Source organism: Cognatishimia sp. 1_MG-2023 (assembly GCF_030548175.1).
Lineage (GTDB): Bacteria > Pseudomonadota > Alphaproteobacteria > Rhodobacterales > Rhodobacteraceae > Cognatishimia.
Map to the genome: position 1 here is coordinate 64,137 of NZ_JAUORX010000003.1, position 25,602 is coordinate 89,738.

General features: G+C 54.2%; 25 protein-coding genes. 9 read left to right on the plus strand and 16 right to left on the minus strand.

All coding sequences use genetic code 11. The features are described 5' to 3' along the window. The first annotated feature begins 115 nt into the window (after positions 1–115). Positions 116–760 (plus strand): sulfotransferase family 2 domain-containing protein, encoded by a 645-nt coding sequence (locus tag Q4544_RS05570; protein ID WP_303504507.1) that lies wholly within the window; start codon positions 116–118, stop codon positions 758–760. Here the strand turns inward: Q4544_RS05570 and Q4544_RS05575 are convergent. From Q4544_RS05575 to Q4544_RS05610, 8 genes are all read right to left on the minus strand, one after another. Next, positions 757–2,946 carry a 3-hydroxyacyl-CoA dehydrogenase NAD-binding domain-containing protein gene (locus Q4544_RS05575; protein WP_303504508.1) on the minus strand — a complete coding sequence of 730 codons (2,190 nt, stop codon included), beginning with the start codon at positions 2,944–2,946 and terminating at the stop codon, positions 757–759. The two genes, Q4544_RS05570 and Q4544_RS05575, sit on opposite strands and share 4 nt — an antisense overlap. Beyond that, a complete protein-coding gene (locus tag Q4544_RS05580) occupies positions 2,943–3,416 on the minus strand; it encodes a cupin domain-containing protein (RefSeq protein WP_303504509.1) in 474 nt (157 codons plus the stop codon). The genes Q4544_RS05575 and Q4544_RS05580 overlap by 4 nt, the downstream gene beginning before the upstream one ends. After that, positions 3,416–4,627, minus strand: coding sequence for an acetyl-CoA C-acetyltransferase (locus tag Q4544_RS05585; RefSeq protein ID WP_303504510.1), 1,212 nt, complete (start codon positions 4,625–4,627; stop codon positions 3,416–3,418). The genes Q4544_RS05580 and Q4544_RS05585 overlap by 1 nt, the downstream gene beginning before the upstream one ends. Positions 4,628–4,638: 11 nt before the next feature. Further along, on the minus strand, positions 4,639–5,280 hold the full coding sequence (locus Q4544_RS05590; protein WP_303504511.1) for a glutathione S-transferase family protein: 642 nt from the start codon (positions 5,278–5,280) through the stop codon (positions 4,639–4,641). A 266-nt stretch (positions 5,281–5,546) separates the two neighbouring features. After that, positions 5,547–5,759: a hypothetical protein gene (locus Q4544_RS05595; RefSeq protein WP_303504512.1), complete on the minus strand. Its 213-nt coding sequence runs from the start codon at positions 5,757–5,759 to the stop codon at positions 5,547–5,549. Positions 5,760–5,768: 9 nt separating this feature from the next. Then, positions 5,769–7,544, minus strand: a complete 1,776-nt coding sequence (locus tag Q4544_RS05600; protein WP_303504513.1) for an acyl-CoA dehydrogenase C-terminal domain-containing protein — start codon at positions 7,542–7,544, stop codon at positions 5,769–5,771. Positions 7,545–7,565: 21 nt separating this feature from the next. Continuing rightward, a complete protein-coding gene (locus tag Q4544_RS05605; protein ID WP_303504514.1) occupies positions 7,566–7,967 on the minus strand; it encodes a MerR family DNA-binding transcriptional regulator in 402 nt (133 codons plus the stop codon). Positions 7,968–8,244: 277 nt separating this feature from the next. Then, entirely contained in the window at positions 8,245–8,613 is a 369-nt protein-coding gene (locus Q4544_RS05610; RefSeq protein ID WP_303504515.1) for a MerR family DNA-binding transcriptional regulator, read from the minus strand. Positions 8,614–8,716: 103 nt separating this feature from the next. Between Q4544_RS05610 and Q4544_RS05615 the strand changes: the two genes are divergently transcribed. Genes Q4544_RS05615 through Q4544_RS05625 form a run of 3 tightly spaced genes read left to right on the plus strand, consistent with a single transcriptional unit; the run spans position 8,717 to position 10,960 of the window. After that, positions 8,717–9,142 carry a PaaI family thioesterase gene (locus Q4544_RS05615; RefSeq protein WP_303504516.1) on the plus strand — a complete coding sequence of 142 codons (426 nt, stop codon included), beginning with the start codon at positions 8,717–8,719 and terminating at the stop codon, positions 9,140–9,142. Next, positions 9,139–9,648 carry a PaaI family thioesterase gene (locus tag Q4544_RS05620; RefSeq protein WP_303504517.1) on the plus strand — a complete coding sequence of 170 codons (510 nt, stop codon included), beginning with the start codon at positions 9,139–9,141 and terminating at the stop codon, positions 9,646–9,648. Before Q4544_RS05615 ends, Q4544_RS05620 begins: the two co-directional genes overlap by 4 nt. A gap of 1 nt (position 9,649) precedes the next feature. After that, on the plus strand, positions 9,650–10,960 hold the full coding sequence (locus tag Q4544_RS05625; RefSeq protein WP_303504518.1) for an MATE family efflux transporter: 1,311 nt from the start codon (positions 9,650–9,652) through the stop codon (positions 10,958–10,960). Here Q4544_RS05625 and arsC read toward each other — a convergent pair. Genes arsC through Q4544_RS05640 form a run of 3 tightly spaced genes read right to left on the minus strand, consistent with a single transcriptional unit; the run spans position 10,957 to position 12,688 of the window. Next, on the minus strand, positions 10,957–11,295 hold the full coding sequence (gene arsC, locus Q4544_RS05630) for an arsenate reductase (glutaredoxin) (protein ID WP_303504519.1): 339 nt from the start codon (positions 11,293–11,295) through the stop codon (positions 10,957–10,959). The genes Q4544_RS05625 and arsC overlap by 4 nt on opposite strands. Next, entirely contained in the window at positions 11,292–12,350 is a 1,059-nt protein-coding gene (locus Q4544_RS05635) for a quinone-dependent dihydroorotate dehydrogenase (RefSeq protein WP_303504520.1), read from the minus strand. The genes arsC and Q4544_RS05635 overlap by 4 nt, the downstream gene beginning before the upstream one ends. Next, entirely contained in the window at positions 12,347–12,688 is a 342-nt protein-coding gene (locus Q4544_RS05640; RefSeq protein WP_303504970.1) for a DUF952 domain-containing protein, read from the minus strand. Before Q4544_RS05640 ends, Q4544_RS05635 begins: the two co-directional genes overlap by 4 nt. Before the next feature lie 163 nt (positions 12,689–12,851). Here Q4544_RS05640 and Q4544_RS05645 point away from each other — a divergent pair, with 163 nt between their 5' ends. The 5 genes from Q4544_RS05645 to Q4544_RS05665 all read left to right on the plus strand — a co-directional run bounded on the left by Q4544_RS05645 (position 12,852) and on the right by Q4544_RS05665 (position 17,759). Next, complete coding sequence (locus tag Q4544_RS05645) at positions 12,852–14,411, plus strand: bifunctional UDP-sugar hydrolase/5'-nucleotidase (RefSeq protein ID WP_303504521.1); 1,560 nt, start codon at positions 12,852–12,854, stop codon at positions 14,409–14,411. A gap of 107 nt (positions 14,412–14,518) precedes the next feature. Next, positions 14,519–14,824, plus strand: coding sequence for a DUF1992 domain-containing protein (locus Q4544_RS05650; RefSeq protein WP_303504522.1), 306 nt, complete (start codon positions 14,519–14,521; stop codon positions 14,822–14,824). A gap of 278 nt (positions 14,825–15,102) precedes the next feature. Further along, complete coding sequence (locus Q4544_RS05655; protein ID WP_303504523.1) at positions 15,103–15,759, plus strand: SOS response-associated peptidase; 657 nt, start codon at positions 15,103–15,105, stop codon at positions 15,757–15,759. 95 nt (positions 15,760–15,854) lie between these two features. Beyond that, complete coding sequence (locus tag Q4544_RS05660) at positions 15,855–16,676, plus strand: bifunctional allantoicase/(S)-ureidoglycine aminohydrolase (protein ID WP_303504524.1); 822 nt, start codon at positions 15,855–15,857, stop codon at positions 16,674–16,676. Between the two features lie 84 nt (positions 16,677–16,760). Next, a complete protein-coding gene (locus Q4544_RS05665; protein ID WP_303504525.1) occupies positions 16,761–17,759 on the plus strand; it encodes a type I glyceraldehyde-3-phosphate dehydrogenase in 999 nt (332 codons plus the stop codon). A gap of 33 nt (positions 17,760–17,792) precedes the next feature. On the opposite strand, the gene lpdA is transcribed toward Q4544_RS05665, so the two are convergent. The 5 genes from lpdA to puuE form a co-directional block, all read right to left on the minus strand. Continuing rightward, complete coding sequence (lpdA, locus tag Q4544_RS05670) at positions 17,793–19,529, minus strand: dihydrolipoyl dehydrogenase (protein ID WP_303504526.1); 1,737 nt, start codon at positions 19,527–19,529, stop codon at positions 17,793–17,795. A 13-nt stretch (positions 19,530–19,542) separates the two neighbouring features. Next, the gene (locus Q4544_RS05675) at positions 19,543–20,796 is read right to left on the minus strand and encodes a 2-oxo acid dehydrogenase subunit E2 (RefSeq protein ID WP_303504527.1); all 1,254 of its coding nucleotides are present in this window, start codon (positions 20,794–20,796) and stop codon (positions 19,543–19,545) included. A 21-nt stretch (positions 20,797–20,817) separates the two neighbouring features. Continuing rightward, positions 20,818–23,472, minus strand: coding sequence for a pyruvate dehydrogenase (acetyl-transferring), homodimeric type (gene aceE / locus Q4544_RS05680; protein ID WP_303504528.1), 2,655 nt, complete (start codon positions 23,470–23,472; stop codon positions 20,818–20,820). A gap of 175 nt (positions 23,473–23,647) precedes the next feature. After that, positions 23,648–24,133, minus strand: coding sequence for an ureidoglycolate lyase (locus Q4544_RS05685; protein ID WP_303504529.1), 486 nt, complete (start codon positions 24,131–24,133; stop codon positions 23,648–23,650). Beyond that, complete coding sequence (gene puuE / locus Q4544_RS05690) at positions 24,130–25,545, minus strand: allantoinase PuuE (protein ID WP_303504530.1); 1,416 nt, start codon at positions 25,543–25,545, stop codon at positions 24,130–24,132. Before puuE ends, Q4544_RS05685 begins: the two co-directional genes overlap by 4 nt. Between the last annotated feature and the right edge of the window lie 57 nt (positions 25,546–25,602).

Consider the following 25,602-nt stretch of genomic DNA (forward strand, 5'->3'; position numbering starts at 1 on the left):
ATTATTTTGGCCGAAATTTACACTGAATCTGTCACTATCGCAATTGCTCGAATTTCATTGCGGGGTTTGGCATTCGACGCTAGCGAAATACACGTTTGGCGACTAGCATATGCACATGATCTTATCGCGCGGCCGCCGCTACATCTTTGTGCATATTCCTAAAACCGGCGGCACAGCCTTGTCGCTGGCGCTAGAGGATCGCGCAATGAAGGACGACGTGATGCTGGGCGACACGCCCAAAGCCATCAAACGCCGCCGCCGCATCAAAGGGGTAGAGGCATCGGGCCGCTTGTGGAAACATTCCATGCTGTCAGACATCGATGGCCTCGCAACTCTGGAAGAGATCCAAGACTTCTTCACCTTCACCTTGGTACGAAACCCATGGGACCGGGGCGTTAGCTATTTCCATTGGCTGCGCGAGCAAAAGTTTGAACATACCGCCGTCCAACTTGCCAAGTCACTGACGTTCAAAGAGTTCCTGCATCACCCACACACGCGCGCAAGCCTTGGGGCGTCACCCTATGCGCGTTACATGACGACAATTGATGGGAATGAATGCTGCAATCTCTACATTCGTCTGGAACATTTCCACGCGGATGCAGCACCTCTGTTTGATCACCTTGGGTTCACCCTGAACATTCCCCATGTGAACGCGTCACCACGTGATGCCGATTACCGCATCTATTACGATGACGAAGATGCCGCCCTATTGGGCGACATCTGCAACGCGGATATCAAGCGCTTTGGCTATAGCTACTAAGCCGCATCAGCTGTGCTGAACCGGTCGTAAAACCCATCCATATCCTCAGCCAACTGGCGCAACAGCGCAGGGCAATTAAAGCGCGCGCCAAACTTGGCCTCGAGCGTATCGCATTGTTCCGCCGCCCAAGCCGCACCAACAATGTCGAGCCAAGCAAATGGGCCACCAGACCACGGCGCAAAGCCCCAGCCCAAGATCGCGCCCACGTCACCCTCGCGAATGTCTTCCAACACGCCTTCTTCCAGCGCACGCACCGCTTCTAGAACCTGCGCAAACATCAACCGGTTTTGCACCTCGGTGACATCGGGCTGTTCGTCCATCCGCGGATATTGCTCGGCCAAGCCATCCCAATAACCAAGGCGCTTGCCCTTGTCGTCATAGTCATAGAACCCGGCACCAGATTTTCGGCCCAAACGCTCTTTTGCCTCCATCCAAAAGATCACCTCATCCACGGCGCCATCTGGATAGGCATCACCCATCCCAGCCTTGGTCGCCCGCGCAATCTTTGCGCCCAAGTCAATCGAGGTTTCATCCACCAATTGGATCGGCCCAACAGGAAAGCCCAGCAACTGCGCGGCATTATCGATCAGGGCAGGGGCCACGCCCTCACCAATCATCCGCAGACCTTCGTTGATGTATGGAATGATGCAGCGGTTGGCGTAGAAGAACCGCGCATCATTGACCACAATTGGCGTCTTCTTGATTTGACGCACATAATCCAACGCCTTGGCCACCGCTCGATCACCGGTTTCTTTGCCTTTGATGATTTCCACCAACAGCATCTTTTCCACCGGACTAAAGAAGTGGATGCCAATGAACTGCTCTGCACGGCTGGAAGCCTTGGCCAGTTCCGTAATCGGCAGGGTAGAGGTGTTAGACGCAAAAATGGCATCTTCCGGAATAATCGCCTCAACCTTCTTGGTCATCTCGGCTTTGACCTTGGGGTCTTCAAACACCGCTTCAACGATCAGATCAACGTCTTTCAACGCATCTAGATCGGTTGTCGCGTTGATCTTACTCAGTAGCGCAACCTTTTGATCTTCTGTCGCTTTTTTGCGTTTAATGCCTTTGTCCATATAGGTCTCAGCATAGGACTTACCACGATCAGCAGCCTCTTGGCTCTGGTCAATCAGCACCACATCAATGCCCGCCTTTGCTGACACCAACGCAATCCCAGCACCCATCATGCCAGCGCCCAAAACACCAACCTTTTTAACACGCTCATCGGCCACGTCAGGACGGTTCGCCCCCTTTTCCAACGCTTCTTTGTTGATGAACAGACTACGGATCATCGCGCCAGAACTTGGGTTCATCAAGATATTGGTAAACCACCGCGCCTCGATCTTTAGCGCTGTGTCAAACGGCACAGTCGCGCCCTCATAGACGGCTGACAACAACGCCTTAGCCGCAGGAAACGCGCCCCACGTCTTGCCATGCACCATCGCTGACGCACCCACATAGGTCATGAAGCCCGCCGGATGATACGGCGCGCCACCGGGCATTTTGTAACCCTTTTCATCCCACGGCTTTACGAACTTCGGCTCTGACAGAACCCAAGCCCGCGCATCCGCCATCGGATCATCGCTGACCTCATCGATCAATCCAGCCTGCTTGGCCTTGGCAGGCGAGCTCAGCTTCCCCTCTAACAAGAACGGCGCTGCCATCATCGCGCCCATCTTGCGCACCAGACGGGTAGTGCCACCAGCACCCGGGAAAATCCCAACCATGATCTCAGGCAAACCAATCTTGGCCTTCGGATTGTCAGCGGCAAAAATCCGATGCGTCGCCAGCGGGATTTCCAACCCAATGCCCAACCCTGTACCCGGCATCACCGTCGCAATCGGCTTACCGCCTTTGTTGGTCTTTGCATCCATCCCCGCGCGCTCAATCTTGCGCAGGATGCGGTGCATGTTCATCACACCATCAAACAGACCCTTAGCCGGATTATCGCCAGCCATTTCTTTCATCTTGGCGATGATGTTCAAATCCATCCCGCCCGCAAAGGTACCTTCCTTGCCAGAGGTGATGATCACACCCTTCACAGCCTCATCCGCTAGGGCGGCGTCAATATGCGCCTCAAGCTCTGCCAAGGCTTCAAGGTTCAGCACGTTCATGCTTTTGCCAACGGTATCCCAGACAATCGTCCCAACACCCTCGGCGTCAATATTCAGTGTGAAATCAGTCATGTATCATCTCCCGGATAAGGGCTGCCGTCTTTGCGCGTAAACTCAAACGCGCCATTTTCGACGGTCACTTTCATATCAATATCGCTGTACCAGGCGGTTTCCGTCGGCGTCCGCGTGCCCACAATGAAAAACCGCGCCTCGGCATCGGAATGGTTCACAATGCAATGCCCATTGGCATCACCGGCAGGGAAGGCGGCGCAGTCACCAACGTTCAAAACCGTCTCGCCATGGTCATCCACCAAGGTGCATGTCCCCTGCAAAACCACCATCAGCTCGTCCTGCTTTTCATGCCAATGACGCAGGCTGGATTTCGCTCCCGGCTGCAATATTGTGATATTCGCACCAAACTGCGTCAGACCACCTGCATCCCCCACACGAAGGCTGGAACGTCCTTCCATCTCAGCCGCATGTTTGATCGGATAAATCGATCCGGTCTTTGGCTCTAAACTCTCAAGATCAATCTTTGGCATCAGACCCTCTCAATAATCGTTGCAGCACCCATGCCGGAACCGATGCACAGCGTCGCCAGACCTGTCTCTTTGTCGGTGCGCTCTAGCTCGTCCAGCAAGGTACCTAAGATCATCGCGCCCGTTGCACCCAATGGATGCCCCATTGCAATGGATCCACCATTCACGTTCACCTTGGCAGGGTCCGCGTCAAACGCCTGCATGAACCGCATCACAACACTGGCAAAGGCCTCGTTCACCTCAAACAGGTCCAGATCACCAATCTCCATCCCGCTTTCGCGCAGGATTTTCTGTGTCACTGGTACAGGGCCGGTCAGCATAATCGTTGGGTCAGTCCCAATCTTGGCCGTCGCTTTGATGCGCGCACGTGGGGTCAGCCCCATCCGCTCGCCATATTCCTTATTGCCAATCAACACCGCAGCAGAGCCATCCACAATGCCCGAGCTATTGCCCGCATGGTGAATGTGATTGATCCGCTCAAGATGCGGGTATTTCATCAGCGCGATCTTATCAAAACCGGGCATCACTTCGCCCATCTGCTGAAACGCAGGGTTCAAACCACCAAGCGACTGCATATCAGTGCTCGGACGCATGTATTCGTCGGTTTCCAAAATCGGCAAGCCGTTGATGTCAAAGATCGGAATAACCGATTTTTCGAAATGCCCAGCATCCCACGCAGCCTTGGCGCGTTTCTGGCTTTCCACAGCCAGCGCATCGGCCTGATCACGGGTAAACCCATATTCCGTCGCGATAATATCCGCTGAAATCCCCTGAGGGACAAAGTAGTTATCAATGGCAATCGACGGGTCCACCGCAATCGCGCCGCCATCCATGCCCATTGGCACGCGGCTCATGCATTCCACACCACCGGCAATATAAGCATCGCCGCCGCCGCCACGCACTTGGTTCGCGGCCATGTTCACGGCTTCAAGGCCAGATGCACAGAACCGGTTGATCGAAACGCCCGGAATGCTTTCATCCAGATCAGAGGCCAAAACAGCCGTCCGCGCCAAACACGCGCCCTGTTCCGCCACCTGCGTGACATTCCCCCAGATCACATCCTCAACGGCGTGACCTTCCAAATTATTCCGCGCTTTCAAGGCGTTCAACACTGCCGCGCTCAGCTTCGGAGCAGTGACTTCGTGCAACGATCCATCCTTGCGCCCTTTGCCGCGCACGGATCGCACGGCGTCATAAATATAAGCTTCGGTCATGCTCGTCTCCTTCACAAACCACGATCACTGGGGTGACCCGGCATCAAATCATAGGGATGTTTCCAACCCGGTGTGTTTTCAATATTGCTGATCCAACGGTCGATATTCGGCCAATCCGCGCGGTCAAATCCAAACGGCTCTGGGTAAAACAGATACCCACAGCACGAGATATCGGCATTGCTCAGCCCATCACCAACAATCCAGTCGCGCCCCTCAAGATGGGTATTCAATGTGTTATAGGCGGCCTTTAGGCGCCCCTGCATGAACCCAATCGTTTCAAGTGGCCGTTTGTCTTCTGGCAAGAAATTCATCAGAAAGCGGGTCAGACCAGCCTGGCTAGATAACTTGTGATTGTCCCACAAAACCCAACGCAGAATTTCGTAACGTTCCGCATCCGTTGTGCCGCCAAACTTGCCGGTCTTCTCAGAAATATATTGCTGAATAGCGCCAGACTGGCTGGTCTTGAAATCCCCATCAACCAAAACCGGCACTTCGCCCATTTCGTTGATCTGCTCATGATATTCAGCGCTCCGCGCTTCGCCTTTGAAAAAATCCACAAAGACCGGCTCCCAGTCCAGCCCAGATAATTCCAACGCAAGCGCTGCCTTATAGGCGTTTCCACTTTCGCCGAAGCAATAGAGTTTTATCGTCATGTGTCTCTCCTAGAGGTGAGGGCAGGAGGGGGGGTTTCACACCCCCGCACCCCCGTGGAGTATTTTTAGAAAGATGAAGGCAGAAATTTACTTTGAATTAAGAGTAATGCGGTTTTGTTGAGACGCGGTACAGGCTGGAGAGCCGATGGCCGCGAAAGGTGAAGCCTCTCTTGTTTGCCAATATCGATTAGGCAAGTAGGGGAGGTGGACCACCTCTTCATCTTTCCACAAATACTCAATTTCCTCCCTCTCCTCAGATGTATCGCCTAGCGCTTTCGCGCATCGAGTTCAGAGTTGAACTGGCGCAACCGTTGCGCCAGCCCTTCGTCATCAGTGACTGCGTCAAAGTTCTCAAACAGAAAGGACAATGCCTCGCCTTCGTCCAACCCCGCTTCAGCAGAAAACCGTTTCAAACGCCGATAGGCATCTTCGGTCATTGCGATTGGCATGCGACGGGTCAAACGAAAGCGTTTTGGCATTATCAGTCCTTAAAATTGCTCAGCGTCCAGCGCCATAACGGTATCTGAACCGCTCTCGATCCGAGCCAAATGCATGGCCGTCGCGGGCAAGCGGCGTGCCATATAGTAGCGCGCTGTTGTCAGCTTTGTTTCATAGAACGCAGCGTCAGAGGTGCCCTCTGCCAAAGCCGTGTTCGCCGCCTTTGCCATACGCGCCCACATCAGACCCAGGCAGACATGCCCAAACAGATGCATAAAGTCATAAGATCCTGCCAGCGCATGGTTCGGGTTCTTCATGCCGTTCTGCATGAAATACATGCCCGCCGCCTGCAGGTGCTTTGACGCGTCTTTCAGCGGGCCAACGAAATCAGCCATCGCCTCATCATCCCCATGCTCTTTGCAGAAGGTTTTCACGATTTCAAAGAAGGCCATGACGTGTTTACCACTGTCTTGAGCCAGCTTTCGTCCAACCAAATCAAGCGCTTGCACCCCATTGGCTCCTTCGTAGATCATTGTGATCCGCGCATCACGGGTGAACTGGCTCATGCCATGTTCTTCGATGTAGCCGTGCCCGCCGTAAACTTGCTGCGCTTGAACAGTGGATTGATACCCTTCGTCGGTCAAAAAGCCTTTGATCACCGGCGTCATCAGTGACACCAGCCCGTCCGCGTCCTTGTCCTCAGACCGGTGCGCCTGATCAATCAGGTTTGCGCCCCACAACAGGAACGCGCGCCCACCTTCGACAAAGCTTTTCTGATCCATCAGCGCACGGCGAATATCAGGATGCACAATCAGCGGGTCCGCCGGACCATCTGGGTTCTTTGCACCCGTCACATCGCGACCTTGCAGACGGTCCTTGGCGTATTCGACAGCGTTTTGATACGCTGCTTCAGCTTGGGAAAGCCCCTGCATGCCCACACCCAAACGCGCCTCGTTCATCATGGTGAACATGGCCCGCATGCCCTTGTGCTCTTCACCCAGCAGATAGCCGGTGGCCTCGTCGTAGTTCATCACACAGGTGGAATTGCCGTGAATACCCATCTTGTGTTCAATCGCGCCAACAGACACGCCATTGCGCGCGCCCAGCGATCCATCTTCATTCACCATCACCTTTGGCACGATAAACAGCGACACGCCCTTGATCCCATCGGGGCCCCCGGGGATCTTCGCCAGAACCAAATGTACGATGTTTTCAGCCATGTCGTGATCACCGGCAGAGATGAAAATCTTTTGGCCCGAAATCTTGTACGACCCATCACCCTGCGGCTCTGCCTTCGTGCGCATCAAACCCAGATCGGTGCCACAATGCGGCTCGGTCAGGTTCATAGTGCCGGTCCATTCACAGCTGACCATTTTCGGCAAATACGTCGCTTTTTGCTGCTCTGTCCCGTGTACCAAAATGGCCGAGGCCGCGCCGTGCGTCAGGCCCTGATACATGGTGAACGCTTGGTTGGCGCCGGAAAACAATTCGCCAACTGCGGTGCCGATCACCGCTGGCATATTCTGTCCGCCAAACTCTTCGGGCATATCCAGCCCGGTCCAGCCGCCGTCTTTGACCTGCTCAAACGCCTCTTTAAACCCGGTGGGTGTGCCAACCACGCCATTTTCAAACGAACAACCCTCGGCGTCACCCACAACATTCAGCGGCGCAACCACGCCACCGGCCAGCTTGCCTGCCTCTTCCAGAATTGCATTGGTGAAATCGCGATCCAAATCGGCGTAACCAGGGATGTCGCTTGCGCTGACGTTCAACACATCATGCAGGACAAACTGCATATCCTTTGTGGGGGCGGTATAAGTTGGCATAAAGTCCTCCGGGTGCGAAAATTATTCGGCTGCGTTTTTTTGCTGAGTCAGCGAGGAAATCATCTTTTCTCCCCACTTCAGCTGTTCTTTGAGGTCCATGATGGCATCATCAAGTTCCTCACGTTGCCGTTCCAAATCAGCAAGCCGCTCTTGCGCCACGGCATAGGTTTGCGTCAGCTGCGTTTGCTGCTGATCCCCCATGTCGTACAGGTTCAAAAGTTGGCGAATCTCTTCGAGTGAAAACCCAAACCGCTTGCCGCGCAAAATCAGCTTAAGCCGTGCGCGATCTCGACGCGTGAACAGGCGTTTTTGCCCGTCACGAATTGGGAACAGCAGTTCCTTGCTTTCATAAAACCGAAGTGTGCGCGGCGTCACGCCGAAGCTGTCGCACATTTGGCGAATGGTCATTTGATCTTCAGTCATCACAGGTCCTCATCCGTGGTGTCGTAGATAAGCTGGGAACGTTTCTGAGTCGTTACAATGAAAATTCGAGTTTACGTAGTTGGTACGTTACGTCAATTTATCGTTGACGTAACTTCCGTTAACGTAACTCTGTGTTTTGGGTAATTTGTGAACGTCCAAAGGTGCTTTTGCGTCACGGCCATTGACCCATTTACCAATAGAAAAAGGGGCGAAACCAATGTTTCACCCCCTATAGATCATGGAATTTTCGTAGGCGTTTGTGCCGAAACGGCCCCGCTCACTCCGAAGATTTTTTCGCCACGTCGCGCACACGCGTTAATTCAGCAATCGCTTCGTCCAACTGTTCGCGCTGATCCTTCAGCTCGTCAAGCTGACGATTGGCGACGTCAACAAAGGCCGCCATTTGGGCTTTGCTGCCTTCGTTTTCATACATCAAAAGCCATTGGCGCAGCTCTTCCAGTTTGATGCCGAACTTGCGACCTCGCAAAATCAGCGTCATCCGCGCTATTTCGCGCGCACCATAGAACCGGGAGCGCCCCTCGCGATCAGGTTGCAGCAGCTCAATATATTCGTAATAGCGCAAAGTCCTTGGCGTAACGTCAAATTTCGCGCACATTTCCTTGAACGTAAGACGTTCTGCAGTCATGTCATAATCTCCCTCATAGGGAATTTAGGCGGGTATTTCAAAATGAGCAACAGGGCTTGCTTGTCTTGACGTAACATCAAATCGGGGGCGAAAGGTTAATTTCGTGACAACAGATAAGGCCAAACTGGCAAAGCAATTTATCGAAGCGATTCCACACGCCAAAGCTTTGGGAATGGACATGACCGAAATCGGTGATGGCATAGCCCAGCTTGAAATGGACTATGACGAACGCTTTATCGGCGATCCCGAAACCGGGGTGATTTCTGGCGGTGCGGTTTCTGCATTGATGGATACCTGTTGTGGCGCTGCCGTCATGAGCCATCCACAGGTCAAAGGCGCAACAGCCACGATTGATCTACGCATCGACTACATGCGCGCAGCCGTTCCAGGCCAACGCATCCGCGCGCGGGCAGAGGTGTATCACCTCACACGCACCGTCGCCTTCGTTCGCGCCAAGTCCTATGACGACGACAGCGAAAACCCCGTTGCCACCGCCACTGGTGCCTTCACAGCGGAGCGTAAATCATGAGCCGCCCACGTCCAGAACCCGTTCAAGTCGTCAAGCAACGCCGCGATGCCGCGCTCAGCGCTTTAGTCAGCTCCATTCCTTACAGCCAATTCCTCGGCATCCACTTTGATCGCCGCGGTGACGAGCTAACCGCCACCATGTCCTTTGACGAAAAGATCATTGGCAACCCATTGCTGCCCGCGCTTCATGGCGGTGCCACCGCTGCCTTTCTAGAGATCACAGCGGTCATCGGCCTCAGCTGGTCGCGTCTTTGGGAGGACATGGAAACCGGCGTGCTGTCTTTGGACGAGATAGAGGCGGGCCACATGCCGCGCCTGCCCAAAACCATTGATTTCACTATCGACTACCTGCGCTCCGGCCTACCACGGGATTCCTACGCCCGTGCGCGTGTTAACCGCTCTGGCCGCCGCTACGCATCCGTTCACGTCGAAGCATGGCAAGACAACCGCGCCAAACTCTTCGCGCAAGGCACTGGCCATTTCCTCATTCCAGAACGCAAACCCTAACGTGACCACGCCCGAGATCACCCATCGCCGCATCCTCAAAATCGCGCTTCCCGTGGTTTTGTCCAACGCCACCGTGCCGATCCTCGGCGCGGTTGACGTAGGCGTCGTGGGCCAATTGGGCGAGGCAGTGCCCATCGGCGCGGTCGCCATGGGCGCAATCATTCTTAGCACGATCTACTGGATCTTCGGCTTTCTACGTATGGGCACCGCAGGCCTCGTTGGCCAAGCCGCCGGTGCAGGCGACGATGCCGAAGTCTCAGCCTTCCTCACCCGCGCTCTGCTGATCGCCGGGGCAGGGGGTTTGGCCCTGATCCTTCTGCAACCGCTCATCTTTGCTGGGGCCTTCTGGCTATCTCCCGCCTCGCCAGAGGTCGAAAGCCTCGCCCGCGAATACCTCTTCATCCGCATCTGGACCGCCCCCGCTGCCATCGCCGTCTACGCGCTCACCGGATGGCTTGTCGCGATGGAACGCACAACCGGCGTCTTTTGGGTGCAACTCATCATGAACGGCGCCAATATCCTGCTTGATCTCTGGTTCGTGCTGGGGCTGGGCTGGGGTGTGCAGGGCGTTGCCATTGCCACAGTCATTGCCGAACTCATGGGCGCAGGTGTCGGCATCTACCTCTGCCGTGACGCCTTTCAAAACGTCGAATGGCGTAACTGGCTGCGGGTTTTTGACCGCGCCAAGCTGATCCGAATGGGCCTGCTAAACGTAGACATCCTGATCCGTTCGGCCCTACTGATGGCCATCTTCACCAGCTTCGTTTTCGTCGGTGCGCGTTTTGGCGACGTGACCTTGGCGGCAAACGAAGTCCTCATCCAATTCACCTATATCACCGCCTACGCGATGGATGGATTTGCCTTCGCAGCCGAAGCGCTCATCGCCCGCGCTATCGGTCAGAAAAACCCAAAACGCCTGCGCAAATCCGCACTGAAGTGCAGCTTTTGGGGCATGGTCACATGCGTTTCAATGTCGATCTTTTTCGCATTCGGCGGCACATGGTTGATCTCTGTCATGGCCAAATCCACAGAGGTACAAACCACCGCCGCAGACTACCTGCCATGGATGATAGCCGCACCTATCTTGGGCTGTGCGTCATGGATGCTGGATGGAATTTTCATTGGGGCCACACAGGGCCGCGATATGCGCAACATGATGATCCTTAGCGCGATCATTTACGTGATCGCCGTCATCACCCTGATCCCAACCTATGGCAACCACGGCCTCTGGGCCGCGCTTGTCATATCATTCGTAGCTCGGGGCATCACACTCGGCGCGCGCTACCCCGCGTTAGAACGATCCCTCGCCTAAAGGATCTCTAAAACAGAGGTCGGAGGCCGACCCAACCGCGCCTGACCACCTGCAATCACAACCGGACGTTCGACCAGTTTCGGCACGGCAACCATCGCTGCAATCAGCTCATCCTCTGAGCTGTCCTTAGACAGCCCACGTTCTTTGAACTCGGCTTCGCCCTTGCGGATCAGATCAATCGCCTTGATCCCCAACATGCCCAAAACCTCACGGATTTCCGCCTCTGTCGGCGCATCCTCTAGGTACTTGCGGATCGTCACCGGGCCTTTTTCTTCAACCAATGCCAAAGTCTCGCGCGATTTCGAACAGCGCGGGTTATGCCAAATCTCGGTCATAGCCAATCACTCCGTTTGCTGCCAACAGCGTCAGCAACGTTGTCAAATCCATCCCGCGCCAGCAGATCATCCAACCCGCGCGCAATATCCGCGACCATAGACAACCCACCATAAACCAGCGCCGTATAAAGCTGCACAACAGAGGCACCCGCACAAATCTTGGCATAGGCTTGCTCGGCATTTGAAATGCCGCCAACACCCACCAACGGCAGCTTGCCCTCAGTCATCGCAGACAACTGCGCCAAAACCCGCGTCGATTTCTCAAACAACGGCGCACCGGATAGACCGCCCATCTCGCCCTTGTGCTGCGACATCAGCCCATCGCGATCCAACGTCGTGTTGGTCGCAATAATCGCGTCCAATCCACTTTCCAACGCGACCTCAGCAATCTCTGCCAATTCCGCTTCGGATAAATCCGGCGCAATCTTCAAAAACACCGGGATCTTCTTCGAAAGCCCTTCACGCGCGTCCATCACACCCGCCAGCAACGCCGACAGCGCCGCTTTGCCCTGCAAATCCCGCAGCTTTTCGGTGTTCGGAGAACTCACATTCACCGTCGCAAAATCCAGATGCGCGCCACAATGCGCCAACACCTTGGCAAAATCCGCTGCACGATCCTCTGAATCCTTATTCGCCCCAAGGTTCAAACCAATCACAGCATCCCGCGGCCGCTGCGCCAGGCGGCTTGCAATCGCTTCCATACCGTCATTGTTAAACCCAAACCGGTTGATCGCCGCACGATCCTCGGTCAAGCGAAACAACCGAGGCTTCGGATTGCCCGGCTGCGCCCGCGGAGTCGCGGCCCCAACTTCAAAGAACCCAAATCCCGCACGCGACAAGCCCAACAAAGCCGTCGCGTTTTTATCAAAACCAGCCGCCAATCCCACAGGGTTCGGCACATCCAGCCCTGCAAATGACGTGCGCAACCGTGGTGACGTCACCAACCCGGGCGACGCAGCCGCGCCCAATTGCAACGCTTTGATTGCCAAACCATGCGCGGTTTCTGGGTCCACTTTATGCAACAACGGCATGCCCAGTTTTTCCATCAAATTCATTGCGTCATCTCCTCAGGGAAAACATGTGCGCCGTCCACAAACGGCAACGGCTTGGCCCACAAAACCTCATCCAGCCTCATCGCGCGATACAGATGCGGGAACTTATCGCCACCGCGGGACACTTCCCACTTCAGCGCGTCGCCCAAATCATCCGCCTCCAGCGCCAGCAGCCACAGCCCATCCAGCCCAGCGAAATGCTTCGCCGCCGTCTCAGCCGCTTGCGACCCGGTGGAAAAATGCACAAAGCCATCGGCCAAATCTATCGGAGCGCCCAAAGTTTCACCTTTGGCCTGCAACGTGGCCCATTCATTGGCCTTAAATATCTTGAAAATCAGCATGTCGCTCAAATGCCCGCCCGCTGCCTTAAGGTCAAGCTTTCCAGCCATGTCATGCGGCTGTTACCAATAATTCTGTATTCAACGCCCATGAACACAAAGAAATTTTGACTCGCGGGTCAATTTTATGCCCAACTCTACGGATCTATAGCGAAAGGGGAGCAATATGTTTTCGCGTCTACTAACATCCGCTGCTGCACTGGCCGTCACCACAGGTATGGCCTCTGCCGATTATGCACTGACAATTCTTCACACAAATGATTTTCACGCGCGCTTTGAGCCGATCAGCCGATTTGATTCTGGCTGCTCTGCCGACAGCAACGCCGAAGGCAAATGTTTCGGCGGTTCCGCCCGTCTGAAATCCGCCGTCGACGCAGCCCGCGCGCAATACGAAAACTCCATCCTTGTGGATGGCGGCGACCAATTCCAAGGCACGCTGTTTTACACCTATTACAAAGGCAAACTCACAGCCGAGATGATGAATACACTCGGCTATGACGGCATGACCGTGGGCAACCACGAATTCGACGATGGCCCCGAAGTGCTGCGCGGCTTCATGGATGCCATCAACTTCCCGATCCTGATGTCCAACGCTGACGTGTCCGCGGAACCCCAGCTTGCGGGTGTTTTGCAGAAATCCACCGTCATCGAAAAGGGCGGCGAAAAGATCGGCATGATCGGCCTGACCCCAGAAAACACCGATGAACTGGCGTCACCGGGGGACAACATCACCTTCACCAGCGCAGTAGACGCGGTCCAATCCGAAGTCGATCGTCTGACCGCCGAAGGCGTGAACAAGATCATCGTCCTGTCCCACTCTGGTTTTGCCAAAGACAAGATGGTCGCGGAAATGACCACGGGCGTGGATGTCATCGTTGGCGGCCACACGAACACCTATCTGTCAAACATCTCTGACCGCGCCGAAGGTCCGTACCCAACGGTCGTAGGTGAAACACAGATCGTATCGGCCTATGCCTACGGCAAATTCCTTGGCCAGTTGAACGTTGTGTTTGATGACGACGGCGTCGTCAAGTCCGCACAGGGTGAGCCGTTGATCATGGATCGCTTCATCACTGAAAACGATGCTGTTAAGGCCCGCATCGCCGAAGCTGCCAAACCGCTGGACGAAATCCGCAACAAAGTTGTGGCCGAAACAGCGACCGAAATCATCGGTGTCCGCGAAGAATGCCGTGCCGTTGAATGCGCCATGGGCAACCTAATCGCCGATGCGATGCTAGACCGTGTTAAAGACCAAGGCGTTGAAATCGCCATCCAAAACGGTGGCGGCATCCGTGCCTCCATTGACGCGGGCGAGGTCACAATGGGCGAAGTCCTGACCGTTCTGCCATTTCAAAACACACTGTCCACATTCCAAGTGACTGGCGCAACCATGGTTGCTGCACTTGAAAACGGTGTGTCCCAAGTGGAAGAGGGCGCAGGCCGTTTCCCACAAGTGGCGGGCATAACATTCGCTTTTGACGCTGCAAAACCAGCGGGCGAACGCGTGTCTGATGTCATGGTCGGCGGCGCAGCCATTGATCTGGCCAAATCCTACAACGTTGTGTCCAACAACTATGTGCGTAACGGTGGCGACGGCTACAAGATGTTTAAAGATGCAGCAAATGCCTATGACTTTGGTCCAGACTTGGCAGATGTCACTGCCGAATTCATCGCCAAAAACGCGCCATATACACCGTACAAAGACGGTCGCATCACTAAAAAATAAGCCTCCTATACCAAGGTTGGTTCGAAACCCGGCAGCACTATCTGCCGGGTTTTTTCGTTTGATTTCCCGCCTTCACAGCCTCGGATCAAATCGTTAATAACATCTTTATGGACCACCCGCTGATAGATCTAATTAATCAAAAAATCGCCGAAGCAGAGGCGAAGGGCGATTTTGATAATCTTCAAGGCGCGGGTAAACCGCTGCCGCCTGCGGACGACCCAGAAAATGCGCTGCTCAATCGGTTGGTAAAAGAAAGCGGCGGCGTGCCCGAATTTGTCTCGCTCTCTCGCGAACTGGATCGCCTGCGCGCCGAATTGCGCGAGACCGGGGACCGCACCCGTCGCCGTGACATCATGAAAGAGATGTCGATGATGGAGGCCAAGATCGACATCGCCCGTAAAGCGCATCGCTAAGCCTCGGCGATATTATTGCCAAAAAAATCCATCAAATTAACGGCCCATTTTCATGGTTTTCCAAAAAACGCATCAAAATCGGGCTGAAACGTACGTTTCAACACGGGAATCGCACGAATTTCACATTTATCGGGTCTTAACCTGACGCACTTTGTGGCCGACTCAGCGGCGACCCACCACATGTCGCCCCTCGAATCTGCGGATTTCGGGCCCAATTTCATGGTTAATACACCGTACGCCCCTCTGGGCATCCGCCGAAATTCGGGTAATCTGCCCTCATGTGCGGACGAATAGCCATCACCTTACCAACTGACGCTATGGCGCAAATGTTTGCCGCCATGCCCGCAAATAATCTGCCAAATGTCCCCAATTATAACGTCTGCCCCACAACGGATATTCACGTGGTCATGGCGGCCGAGGGCCAGCGTCAGCTCGTTAAAATGCGTTGGGGTTTCTTGCCACATTGGTACAAAACCCCAACTGACGGCCCGCTTTTGATCAACGCTCGCGCTGAAACCATCGCGGAAAAACCAGCGTTTAGAACAGCTTGCCGCACACGCCGCTGTATCGTGCCCGTATCAGGGTTCTATGAATGGACCAAAGACGAGGCCGGCAAACGTTGGCCGTGGTACATCCATTCTGACGAACCACTCGCCCTTGCCAGCATCTGGCAAGACTGGGGCCAAGGCGAAGAAACCCACCGCACCTGCGCCGTTGTCACAACCGGCGCCAATGAAACCATCTCTCAAATCCACCATCGCATGCCCGTCATTCTGGCAGAGCGCGATTGGGGCAAATGGCTCGGCGAAGAAGGCCACGGTGCCGCCCCCCTCATGACCGCCGCACCAGAGGATCTATTATCCTTCTATGCTGTTGATCCTAAAGTGAATTCCAACCGGGCCTCGGGGCCGGAATTGATCGAACCGTTCGACTGATTATCAAAGCAAAGCTTATGCAGCTTCAGGTTTGAAACCTCTTGGGTTTTACCTGTAAAAAGCGTTTCATAAGGCATTCTTACAAAGGCGACCCAATGTCTGACCCAACCTATTTCGCGCCGCTCGGTGGCTTGCCGCCCCAAACCCAACTGACCACAAACCGCGCCGTTTTTACTGATGCATATGCCGTTATCCCACGCGGCGTGATGACCGATATTGTGACGTCAAATTTGCCATTCTGGACAGACACCCGCGCTTGGATTTTGGCCCGCCCCATGTCTGGATTTTCCGAGACATTCTCGCAGTATATCCTAGACATAGCCCCAGGTGGCGGCAGCGATAAACCCGAACTTGATCCAAACGCACAGGGCGTGTTGTTTGTCGTTTCGGGCGAAATCACCGTAACTTTGCAAGGCAGCGATCACGTTCTAACAGAGGGCGGCTATGCCTACCTGCCACCATCCACTGGCTGGACGTTGCGCAACAGGGGCACAGAGCCCGTCAAGGCGCACTTCATTCGGAAATCCTATGAGGCGGTAGAGGGCATCGACACGCCCGATGCATTTTTTGTTAACGAAAACGATATAGACCCTATCGCCATGCCCGGCACCGAAGGCCGCTGGGCAACCTCGCGTTTCGTAGACCCAAACGACATGCGCCACGACATGCATGTGAACATTGTCACCTTTGAGCCGGGCGGGGTGATCCCGTTTCCAGAAACGCATGTGATGGAACACGGGCTGTATGTTCTAGAAGGCAAGGCAGTGTATCTGCTTAACCAAGAATGGGTCGAGGTTGAGGCTGGCGATTTCATGTGGCTCCGCGCCTTTTGTCCGCAGGCGTGCTATGCGGGCGGACCGGGGCGCTTCCGGTATCTGTTGTACAAAGATGTGAACCGTCACGCCAAATTGGGGTGATGTGTTGGTACAATCAGGGGGGTGGTCATTTCTCTGCAAAGGATGTGAACTGCCGCTAGGTTCACATCCTGTCGGAGATCCTGCATGGCGATCAAGAAAACACATATATTTATCAATGGCTTCGGTCGTATCGGGCGCAGCTTGTTGCGAATCCTCATGCTTGACCCAGCCTATAAAAATTTCGAAATTATAGGGTTGAATGACATCGAGTCACTAGAGACATGCGCATACTTGTTTGAATATGACTCTGTCTTTGGCCCATTTCCCGGCGCCGTCGAACACACGGACACAGCATTGATTGTAAACGGAAAATCTATTCCGTTTACCGCCGCTCAGGATATTGCTGCGCTGGATTTATCGGCTGTGGATGTTGTTTTGGAATGCACGGGCATGACCGGCAATCGCGCGATTGTGGAGCGTGGCCTAGATGCAGGCGCAAAAGACGTTTTGATTTCAGGACCTTCTGATCAAGCGGATGTAACCGTAGTGCTGGGCGCTAATGACCAGATGCTTGGAGATCACCACGTGGTTTCCAATGCATCATGTACCACCAACGCCCTCGCGCCATTGATCAAAACTCTGGACGAGGCATATGGCCTGATCAGCGGGCACATGACAACGGTGCATTGCTATACAGGCTCTCAGCCCACGGTCGACAAGCCCCGCGCTAACCCTGAACGCAGCCGTGCAGCGGCCTTATCTATGGTGCCAACAACCACCAGCGCGCATCACATGATAGAGCATGTATTACCCCATCTAAAAGGCCGCGTCGAAGCGCGTGCGATCCGTGTTCCAACGGCTTCTGTCAGTGCTATTGATCTGACAATCCAAACTGAGAAACGGATGACATCTGAAGGCGTGAATGCCGTTCTAAAAGCGCAGACGGAACATGGCATTTTAGGTTGGACGACCAAACCGCTGGTCTCCACAGATTTGCGCATGCGCCGCGAGTCTCTTGTGGTCTGTGAACGAGAAACCTCTGTTTCTGTTGGAGGATTGCTGCGCGTGTTTGGCTGGTACGATAACGAATGGGGTTTTTCGTGCCGCATGCTCGACATGGCCCGTTTGATGGCCGCGCGATAAGCAAAAGCCCCGCGTAAGGCGGGGCTTTCGATATTACTTGCGTTTCTTCGGCGGCATCAGATCAGTGATTGTGCCTTCGAACATTTCGGCAGCAAAGTTCACGGTTTCTGATAACGTCGGATGCGGGTGAATGGTGTGACCAAGGTCCACCGCATCAGCACCCATTTCGATGGCCAGAGCGACTTCAGCAATCAGATCACCTGCATTCGGCCCAACAATCCCCGCGCCAATCACGCGCTCGTTGCTTTCATCAAACAGTACTTTGGTCAAACCTTCGGAGCGGCCAAGTGACAAGGATCGACCAGATGCAGCCCAAGGGAATACACCCTTGCCAACCTTGATACCTTCGGCTTTGGCTTGCGTTTCTGTCACGCCAACCCAAGCAACCTCTGGATCGGTGTAGGCAACAGACGGGATCACACGCGCATCAAAGAAGCGCTTGTGACCTGCGCAAACTTCGGCGGCCACTTTACCTTCGTGAACCGCTTTGTGCGCCAGCATTGGTTGGCCGACCACATCGCCAATCGCAAAGATATGCGGTTGTCCGGTACGTTGTTGATTATCCACGGCAATAAAGCCGCGTTCGTCTACAGCTACACCCGCTTTGTCTGCGTCAATCAACATGCCATTCGGCTTTCGGCCAACGGCGACCAACACCTTGTCAAAGGTATCTGTGGTCTCGCCATCCGGACCCTCCATCGTGACTTTTAGTCCCTTTTTCTGGGCCTCAATCGCGGTCACTTTGGTTTTGGTCAAGATTGCTTCGTAGCGGCCTTCGATGCGCTTGTGCAGTGGTTTGACGATGTCTTTATCCGCACCCGGAATAAGCTGGTCCATGAATTCAACGATGGTCACTTTCGATCCCAATGCATCATAAACAGTGGCCATTTCCAAGCCAATGATGCCACCACCCAAAACAAGCAACCGTTCTGGAACATCTTCCAATTCAAGCGCACCTGTTGAGTCAATCACGCGTGGATCGTCATGCGGGATAAACGGCAAAGTGACCGGGACCGAACCAGCCGCAATGATGCATTGGTCAAAGCTGACGGTGGTTTTCACGCCGTCATTGTCGACCTCAATCATGTTTGGCCCGGTGAACTTACCGTAACCATTCACAACCTTCACTTTGCGAGCCTTTGCTAAGCCACCCAAACCGCCAGTCAACTGATTAACAACGCTTTCTTTCCAGCCGCGCAGGGCGTTCAGGTCAATTTCTGGCTTGGCGAATTTCACACCGAAATGGCCCATTTCTTCGGCTTCGGTGATGACTTTCGCGCCATGCAACAATGCTTTGGATGGGATACAGCCCACGTTCAAACAAACGCCACCTAGGTTGCTATCCTTTTCGATCAGGATAACTTTCTTACCCAAGTCCGCTGCGCGGAAGGCTGCGGTGTAACCACCAGGGCCAGAGCCCAAAACGACCACTTCGCCGTGATGGTCGCCTGCACCCGTCGCGCTGCCAGTTGCGGCAACCGTTGTAGGTGCTTCGGGTGCGGCTGGCGTGGCGGGCTCGACGTCCGCTGCGCCAGCACTTTCGGCTGCGTCTAGGATCAAGATCAGTGATCCTTGGGCAACATTGTCGCCTTCGGCCACTTTGATCTCTTTCACGACACCCGCCGCTGGTGAGGGCACTTCCATCGTTGCTTTGTCAGATTCTAGCTCGATCAAGGCGTCTTCTGCGGCGACGGTGTCGCCAACAGAAACCAAGATGGAAACAACAGGAACCGCGTCGAAATCGCCAATATCAGGAACTTTAACTTCCATTGTCATCGCTCCCTTACAGCATCAACCGGCGCACATCGCCGAGCAGGTGTTTCAGGGTTGCGCAGAAGCGTGCCGCCAAGGCACCATCAATCGCGCGGTGATCGTAAGACATCGAAAGTGGCTGCATCAAACGCGGCTCAAACTCGCCGCTTTCTTTGTTCCAAACCGGTGCCATTTTTGACCGGGTCAGGCCCAAAATTGCAACTTCTGGAGCGTTCACGATAGGCGTGAAACTGGTGCCGCCAATGCCGCCGAGCGATGAAATGGTGAACGTCGCGCCAGACATGTCGTCGCCTTTCAGCTTGCCATCACGTGCTTTGCCAGACAATTCCATCAAGTCTTTGGAAATCTCTACAATGCCTTTGCGATCCGCGTCTTTGATGACCGGAACCATCAGGCCGTTTGGCGTATCGGCTGCAAAACCAATGTTGTAGAAGTCTTTCTTGATCAGCTTGTCGCCATCCGGATGGATCGAACTGTTCACTTCCCAATGCTGTTTCAATGCAGAAACAGAGGCTTTTACAACGAAGCTTAGCAGAGTAACGCGATAGCCTTCGGTCTTGGCAATGCCATCAAGTTCACGGCGGTATCCGTCAAGATCGGTGATGTCTGCTTCTTCGTTGTGTGTCACATGTGGAATGTTCAACCAACTGCGGTGCAGCGCAGGGCCAGAGATCTTTTTGATCCGTGGCATTTCAACATCTTCGACTTTGCCGAACTTGCTGAAATCAACAGCTGGAATCGGTGGTATACCCATGCCGCCCTGTGCCGGAGACGCCGCCGCTGGTGCAGCAGTCGCTTTCAGATGCGCAGTGATGTCGTCACGCAGGATACGGCCGGCACGGCCGGTGCCATTCACTTTGGCAATGTCGATGTCCAATTGGCGCGCAAAGGCGCGGACAGATGGCGATGCATGGGCTTTCCCAAAGCCGCTGTCCACAACAGCCACAGGTGCAGGGGCTGCCGCTGGGGCAGGGGGCGCCGCAGGTGCTGCTGCTGGAGCGGTTGGAGCCACCGCAGGTGCGGAAGCTGCTTCGCCTTCTAGGATCAGAACCACCGCGCCTTCGCCGATGTTGTCGCCTTCGGCAACTTTGATTTCCAATACTTTACCGGCAGCTGACGAGGGCACTTCCATCGTGGCCTTGTCGCTTTCCAATTCGATGATTGGATCTTCTTCGGCGATGACGTCGCCGACGCTTACTAGGATGGATACAACAGGAACTTCCGCGAAATCCCCAATGTCTGGTACTTTGACTTCAATTGTCATGATCTTGTCTCCTCTGTCCGATCACACCAGCCGTGGGTTCGGCTTGTTTCCGTCGATGTCATATTTTGCCAATGCTTTTTCGAGCACTGCTTTTGTGATGCTGCCTTCGCGATACAAGTCGACCATGGCCGCTGCTGCGATGTGGTTTGCATCTACCTCAAAGAACCGGCGCAGGTTTACGCGGCTGTCCGAGCGGCCGTAGCCGTCGGTGCCCAACACGGTGTAATGCCGTGGCACACATGCGCGAATTTGTTCTGCAAAGTTCTTCATATAGTCGGTCGCCGCAATTACCGGACCTTTGGACTTTGCCAATTGCTGCGCCACGAATGGTACCCTTGGCTCTGCCAGCGGGTTCAGGCGGTTGTGACGCTCTGCGTCCTGACAGTCGCGCGCCAGCTCGTTAAAGCTTGGGGCAGACCAAATTTCAGCTGTGACGCCAAAGTCTTCTTCGAGCATTTCAGCCGCCTTGATCGCTTGGATCAAGATGGTGCCAGAGCCCATCAAAGTAACGTGCTTCTTCGTTGGCTTCGCGACCTCTTTGAAACGATACAGGCCTTTGACGATGTCTTCTTCGACGCCCATCGGCATATCAGGATGCGCGTAGTTTTCGTTCATCAGGGTCAGGTAGTAGAACACGTCTTCCTGATCTTCGTACATGCGCTTCATGCCGTGTTGAATGATCACCGCGACTTCGTGTTGGAAGGTCGGGTCATAGCTGATGCAGTTCGGAACGGTGCCCGCCAGAATATGGCTGTGGCCATCTTCGTGCTGCAAACCTTCGCCGTTCAAAGTAGTTCGGCCAGCGGTGCCGCCCAGCATAAAGCCACGTGCACGGCTGTCGCCTGCGGCCCAAGCCAAATCGCCAATCCGTTGGAAACCGAACATAGAGTAGTAGATAAAGAACGGGATCATCGGCACACCGTGATTGGAATATGACGTCGCCGCCGCGATCCAATCCGCCATAGCACCGGCTTCGTTGATACCTTCTTGTAGAACCTGACCATCGACGCTCTCTTTATAGAACATCATTTGATCAGCATCTTGTGGTGTGTATTTCTGGCCAAGCGGGTTGTAGATGCCGACGGAACGGAACAGACCTTCCATACCAAATGTACGGCTTTCATCCGGCACGATGGGCACGACGTTTTTGCCCACGTTTTTGTCACGCAAGAGCGTTGTCAGGATGCGGACAAAGGCCATTGTCGTTGAAATTTCGCGATCACCCGTGGATTTCAACTGCGCTGCGAATTTGTCGAGCGCTGGGATTTCCATTTTTGGTGAAACAGTTTCACGTTTTGGGAATTCACCACCCAAAGCTTTACGACGATCTGCCAAATACGCTTTTTGGGCGTTGTTCAATTGAACGAATGGCGCTTTGCCTACATCTTCGTCACTGACCGGAATCTGGAAACGATCGCGGAAGGCGCGCAGTTGATCTTCTGTCATTTTCTTTTGCTGGTGGGTCGTGTTCTGACCTTCGCCAGCAGAGCCCATACCGTGGCCCTTAACCGTTTTTACCAGCAAACAGGTCGGTTGACCCTTGGTGTCTGACGCGCGTTTGAACGCGGTATAAACTTTCTGAGGGTCATGACCGCCGCGACGTAGGGACCAGATTTGTTCATCTGTCCAGTCGGCAACCAAAGCAGCTGTTTCTGGGTATTTGCCAAAGAAATGTTCGCGAATATAGGCGCCGTCTTTGGATTTGAACGTCTGATAGTCGCCGTCCAAGGTTTCATCCATCAGCTGACGAAGTTTACCAGAAGTGTCTTTTTCCAGTAGGTCGTCCCAGCCTTTGCCCCAAAGCAATTTGATGACGTTCCAGCCCGCACCGCGGAAGTCGCCTTCGAGCTCTTGAACGATCTTGTGGTTGCCGCGTACCGGGCCGTCTAGTCGCTGTAAGTTGCAGTTCACAACAAAGATCAGGTTATCCAGACCTTCGCGCGCAGCAAGGTCGATCGCACCGCGAGATTCCGGCTCGTCCATCTCGCCATCACCAAGGAAGCACCAAACCTTACGGTCGGCCATATCAATGTGACCACGGTTGTGCATGTATTTCATGAACCGCGCTTGATAGATCGCCATAAGTGGGCCCAGACCCATCGAAACCGTCGGGAACTGCCAATAATCAGGCATCAACCATGGGTGAGGGTAGGACGACAGGCCTTTGCCGCCCACTTCGGAACGGAAGTTTTCAAGCTGCTCTTCGGTTAGGCGACCTTCCATAAAGGAGCGCGCGTAGATGCCCGGGATCACGTGGCCTTGGAAAAACACCAAGTCGCCACCGTGGATCGCTGATTTTGACCGCCAGAAGTGGTTTAGGCCGATGTCATACATCACTGCCGAAGACGCGAAAGAGGCAATATGCCCGCCATATTCGCTGGATACTTTGTTACGGCGCACAACGGTCGCCATCGCGTTCCAACGGTTAATGGTGCGGATGCGCCATTCCATATCCATGTCACCTGGGAACGGCTCTTGCTCGTCCGCTGGGATCGTATTTTGATAAGGTGTTGTTGCTGAAAAGGGTAGGTTGGCACCAGCTGCCCGTGCCTGTTGAACCGCTTTATCTAATAGGTAATGGGCCCGATCTGCGCCGTCCCGCGCAATCACGTCTTCGATGGCTTCTTGCCATTCGCGAGACTCTACCGGGTCGATGTCTTCGAATTTCGTCGCCATGGACGCGTCCTCCTCCGGGAATAACTGCAAACCTTATAGTTTAATATTAAACTACATAGGTAGCCCGTCAGCGTCATAGCAGCCATGCGCTCAGCGGGAAACAGAAAATAGTCGCAAGAATTTGCGTTTCACTGAGCGAAATTAGAAATTGGGAAGGTGACGGTCTCTATTTAGTTTAGCGATGAACTATACTGAAGGGGGCCTCAAAGAAGTGTTCTTCAAGGTTGGTGTCACTCGCAATGCGATCCACAACCGCAAACAATCCGGGGGCATGAAGCGGGGTCAAAACGCCATGCCATGTGCCCATATGCAAGTTTATCCCTTGCCCGGGGGCAGTAACGAAAGCCCTTGGTATTGCGGGGATATTTCCAACATCTTCTGCCACAATCACCAGAAATGGGGAAAGAGACATAGGGATGAAAGCCTGACTGCCCTTCGGATGCCGCTCGACCATATCTAAGGTATACGGAAATTGACGGGGCTCTGAGTCAAACAGGCTAATGCCAGGCTTTCCGCTGGTGAAATCAAGCTGTGCTAAGTCATGATGACGGCCACAGTAGCCTTGGTTTATTACTTGATCAGGTTTGGACTTTAATTCCAAGACATCGCCAAAGGGCGCAAATGCGTCTGCCGTCAAAGGCTCTGTCGTGATGCGCTTCATGGCAAAATCGCTTCAAGCCGAATTGCTGCGATCCGCTCAACCTGCCGGCAGGATTCTTGGAACTCTGTTTCGCTACTGTTGTCGATCCGTCGTTTAAATGCCCTAAGAATACTCGCTTTATCGTGGTCGCGGACGGCAATGATAAAGGGGAAACCGTGTTTCTTTACATATTCCGTGTTCAGGCTTTGAAAGGTGCTGCGCTCTTGATCCGTTAGCAAATCCAACCCGGCACTTGCCTGTTCTGATGTGGACTCGTTGGTCAAAGCGCCAGCCGCAGCAAGTTTGCCTGCCAGATCAGGGTGGGCATTTAACACCTCTAGCTTTTGTGCCTTTGATGCACTGCGAAACACTCGCGCAAGAACACTGTGCAATCCAACCGCGGTGTCATGTGCTGGCCCCAGCTCCATGGCATGTGCGGCTTTGGCGATCCAAGCCGAATGCTCAAAGATACTGCCGAACTGTTGAACAAACCGATCCGCAGACATCTGACTTGGCCGTTCGATCCGTTCGTGCGGATGTGTTTTTGCCCAATGCTCGGCAATCTCAATACGGCGCGGTGTCCAAACACCTTCAAACTCTTGTATGTATTCTATAAATTTCCGTAGCCCCGCGATCTTGCCGGGGCGCCCCATCAAGCGGCAATGCAATCCGATGCTCATCATTTTGGGCTGACCATCGCGACCTTCGGCATAAAGTTCGTCAAAGGCGTCCTTTAAATAGGTAAAGAAATCTTGCCCCGTCACCCAACCCGGTGCCGTGGCAAACCGCATATCGTTGGCTTCTAGCGTGTAGGGGATGATCAGTTGATCCTGCTCACCATATTCACGCCAGTAAGGTAGATCATCGTCATACGTGTCTGAAATATAGTCAAAAAGACCAGTTTCAGCGACCAAGCGGACCGTGTTGTCGGAGCAGCGCCCCGTGTACCACCCCTGTGGTTGTTCCCCGACAACTTCGGTGTGTAAACGGATCGCTTCGGCAATAGCGGCGCGCTCTTCTGCTTCTGGCATGTCCTTATGTTCAATCCACTTCAACCCATGCGATGCAATTTCCCATCCAGCCGATTTCATCGCAGCCACTTGATCAGGGGAGCGGGCCAAGGCGGTCGCAACCCCATAAACAGTTACGGGGATTTTCGCGCCTTCGAACAACCGATGCAAACGCCAGAACCCTGCGCGCCCACCGTATTCGTACATTGATTCCATGTTCCAATGCCGTTGTTCAGGCCACTGAGCCGCGCCGGGAATATCGCTAAGAAAGGCTTCAGACGCTGCGTCGCCATGCAGTACACAGTTTTCGCCACCTTCTTCGTAGTTCAGCACAAATTGAACGGCGACGCGCGCGTGTCCTGGCCACTGAGCATCCGGTGGGGTTTGGCCATAGCCACGCATGTCTCTTGGGTATCTGTTCATCTCAGCTCTCCTCGGCGTTTAACTAACGCGACTTAGCGGCCGTTGTTTTCATCTTTA

What these genes read in the sequence shown, in the direction of transcription:
- Q4544_RS05570 (WP_303504507.1), top strand. Translation starts at nt 116, where the DNA reads ATGATCTTATCGCGCGGCCGCCGCTACATCTTTGTGCATATTCCTAAA.
- Q4544_RS05575 (WP_303504508.1), bottom strand. Translation starts at nt 2,946, where the DNA reads ATGACTGATTTCACACTGAATATTGACGCCGAGGGTGTTGGGACGATT.
- Q4544_RS05580 (WP_303504509.1), bottom strand. Translation starts at nt 3,416, where the DNA reads ATGCCAAAGATTGATCTTGAGAGTTTAGAGCCAAAGACCGGATCGATT.
- Q4544_RS05585 (WP_303504510.1), bottom strand. Translation starts at nt 4,627, where the DNA reads ATGACCGAAGCTTATATTTATGACGCCGTGCGATCCGTGCGCGGCAAA.
- Q4544_RS05590 (WP_303504511.1), bottom strand. Translation starts at nt 5,280, where the DNA reads ATGACGATAAAACTCTATTGCTTCGGCGAAAGTGGAAACGCCTATAAG.
- Q4544_RS05595 (WP_303504512.1), bottom strand. Translation starts at nt 5,759, where the DNA reads ATGCCAAAACGCTTTCGTTTGACCCGTCGCATGCCAATCGCAATGACC.
- Q4544_RS05600 (WP_303504513.1), bottom strand. Translation starts at nt 7,544, where the DNA reads ATGCCAACTTATACCGCCCCCACAAAGGATATGCAGTTTGTCCTGCAT.
- Q4544_RS05605 (WP_303504514.1), bottom strand. Translation starts at nt 7,967, where the DNA reads ATGACTGAAGATCAAATGACCATTCGCCAAATGTGCGACAGCTTCGGC.
- Q4544_RS05610 (WP_303504515.1), bottom strand. Translation starts at nt 8,613, where the DNA reads ATGACTGCAGAACGTCTTACGTTCAAGGAAATGTGCGCGAAATTTGAC.
- Q4544_RS05620 (WP_303504517.1), top strand. Translation starts at nt 9,139, where the DNA reads ATGAGCCGCCCACGTCCAGAACCCGTTCAAGTCGTCAAGCAACGCCGC.
- arsC (WP_303504519.1), bottom strand. Translation starts at nt 11,295, where the DNA reads ATGACCGAGATTTGGCATAACCCGCGCTGTTCGAAATCGCGCGAGACT.
- Q4544_RS05635 (WP_303504520.1), bottom strand. Translation starts at nt 12,350, where the DNA reads ATGAATTTGATGGAAAAACTGGGCATGCCGTTGTTGCATAAAGTGGAC.
- Q4544_RS05640 (WP_303504970.1), bottom strand. Translation starts at nt 12,688, where the DNA reads ATGCTGATTTTCAAGATATTTAAGGCCAATGAATGGGCCACGTTGCAG.
- Q4544_RS05645 (WP_303504521.1), top strand. Translation starts at nt 12,852, where the DNA reads ATGTTTTCGCGTCTACTAACATCCGCTGCTGCACTGGCCGTCACCACA.
- Q4544_RS05650 (WP_303504522.1), top strand. Translation starts at nt 14,519, where the DNA reads ATGGACCACCCGCTGATAGATCTAATTAATCAAAAAATCGCCGAAGCA.
- Q4544_RS05655 (WP_303504523.1), top strand. Translation starts at nt 15,103, where the DNA reads ATGTGCGGACGAATAGCCATCACCTTACCAACTGACGCTATGGCGCAA.
- Q4544_RS05660 (WP_303504524.1), top strand. Translation starts at nt 15,855, where the DNA reads ATGTCTGACCCAACCTATTTCGCGCCGCTCGGTGGCTTGCCGCCCCAA.
- Q4544_RS05665 (WP_303504525.1), top strand. Translation starts at nt 16,761, where the DNA reads ATGGCGATCAAGAAAACACATATATTTATCAATGGCTTCGGTCGTATC.
- lpdA (WP_303504526.1), bottom strand. Translation starts at nt 19,529, where the DNA reads ATGGAAGTTAAAGTTCCTGATATTGGCGATTTCGACGCGGTTCCTGTT.
- Q4544_RS05675 (WP_303504527.1), bottom strand. Translation starts at nt 20,796, where the DNA reads ATGACAATTGAAGTCAAAGTACCAGACATTGGGGATTTCGCGGAAGTT.
- aceE (WP_303504528.1), bottom strand. Translation starts at nt 23,472, where the DNA reads ATGGCGACGAAATTCGAAGACATCGACCCGGTAGAGTCTCGCGAATGG.
- Q4544_RS05685 (WP_303504529.1), bottom strand. Translation starts at nt 24,133, where the DNA reads ATGAAGCGCATCACGACAGAGCCTTTGACGGCAGACGCATTTGCGCCC.
- puuE (WP_303504530.1), bottom strand. Translation starts at nt 25,545, where the DNA reads ATGAACAGATACCCAAGAGACATGCGTGGCTATGGCCAAACCCCACCG.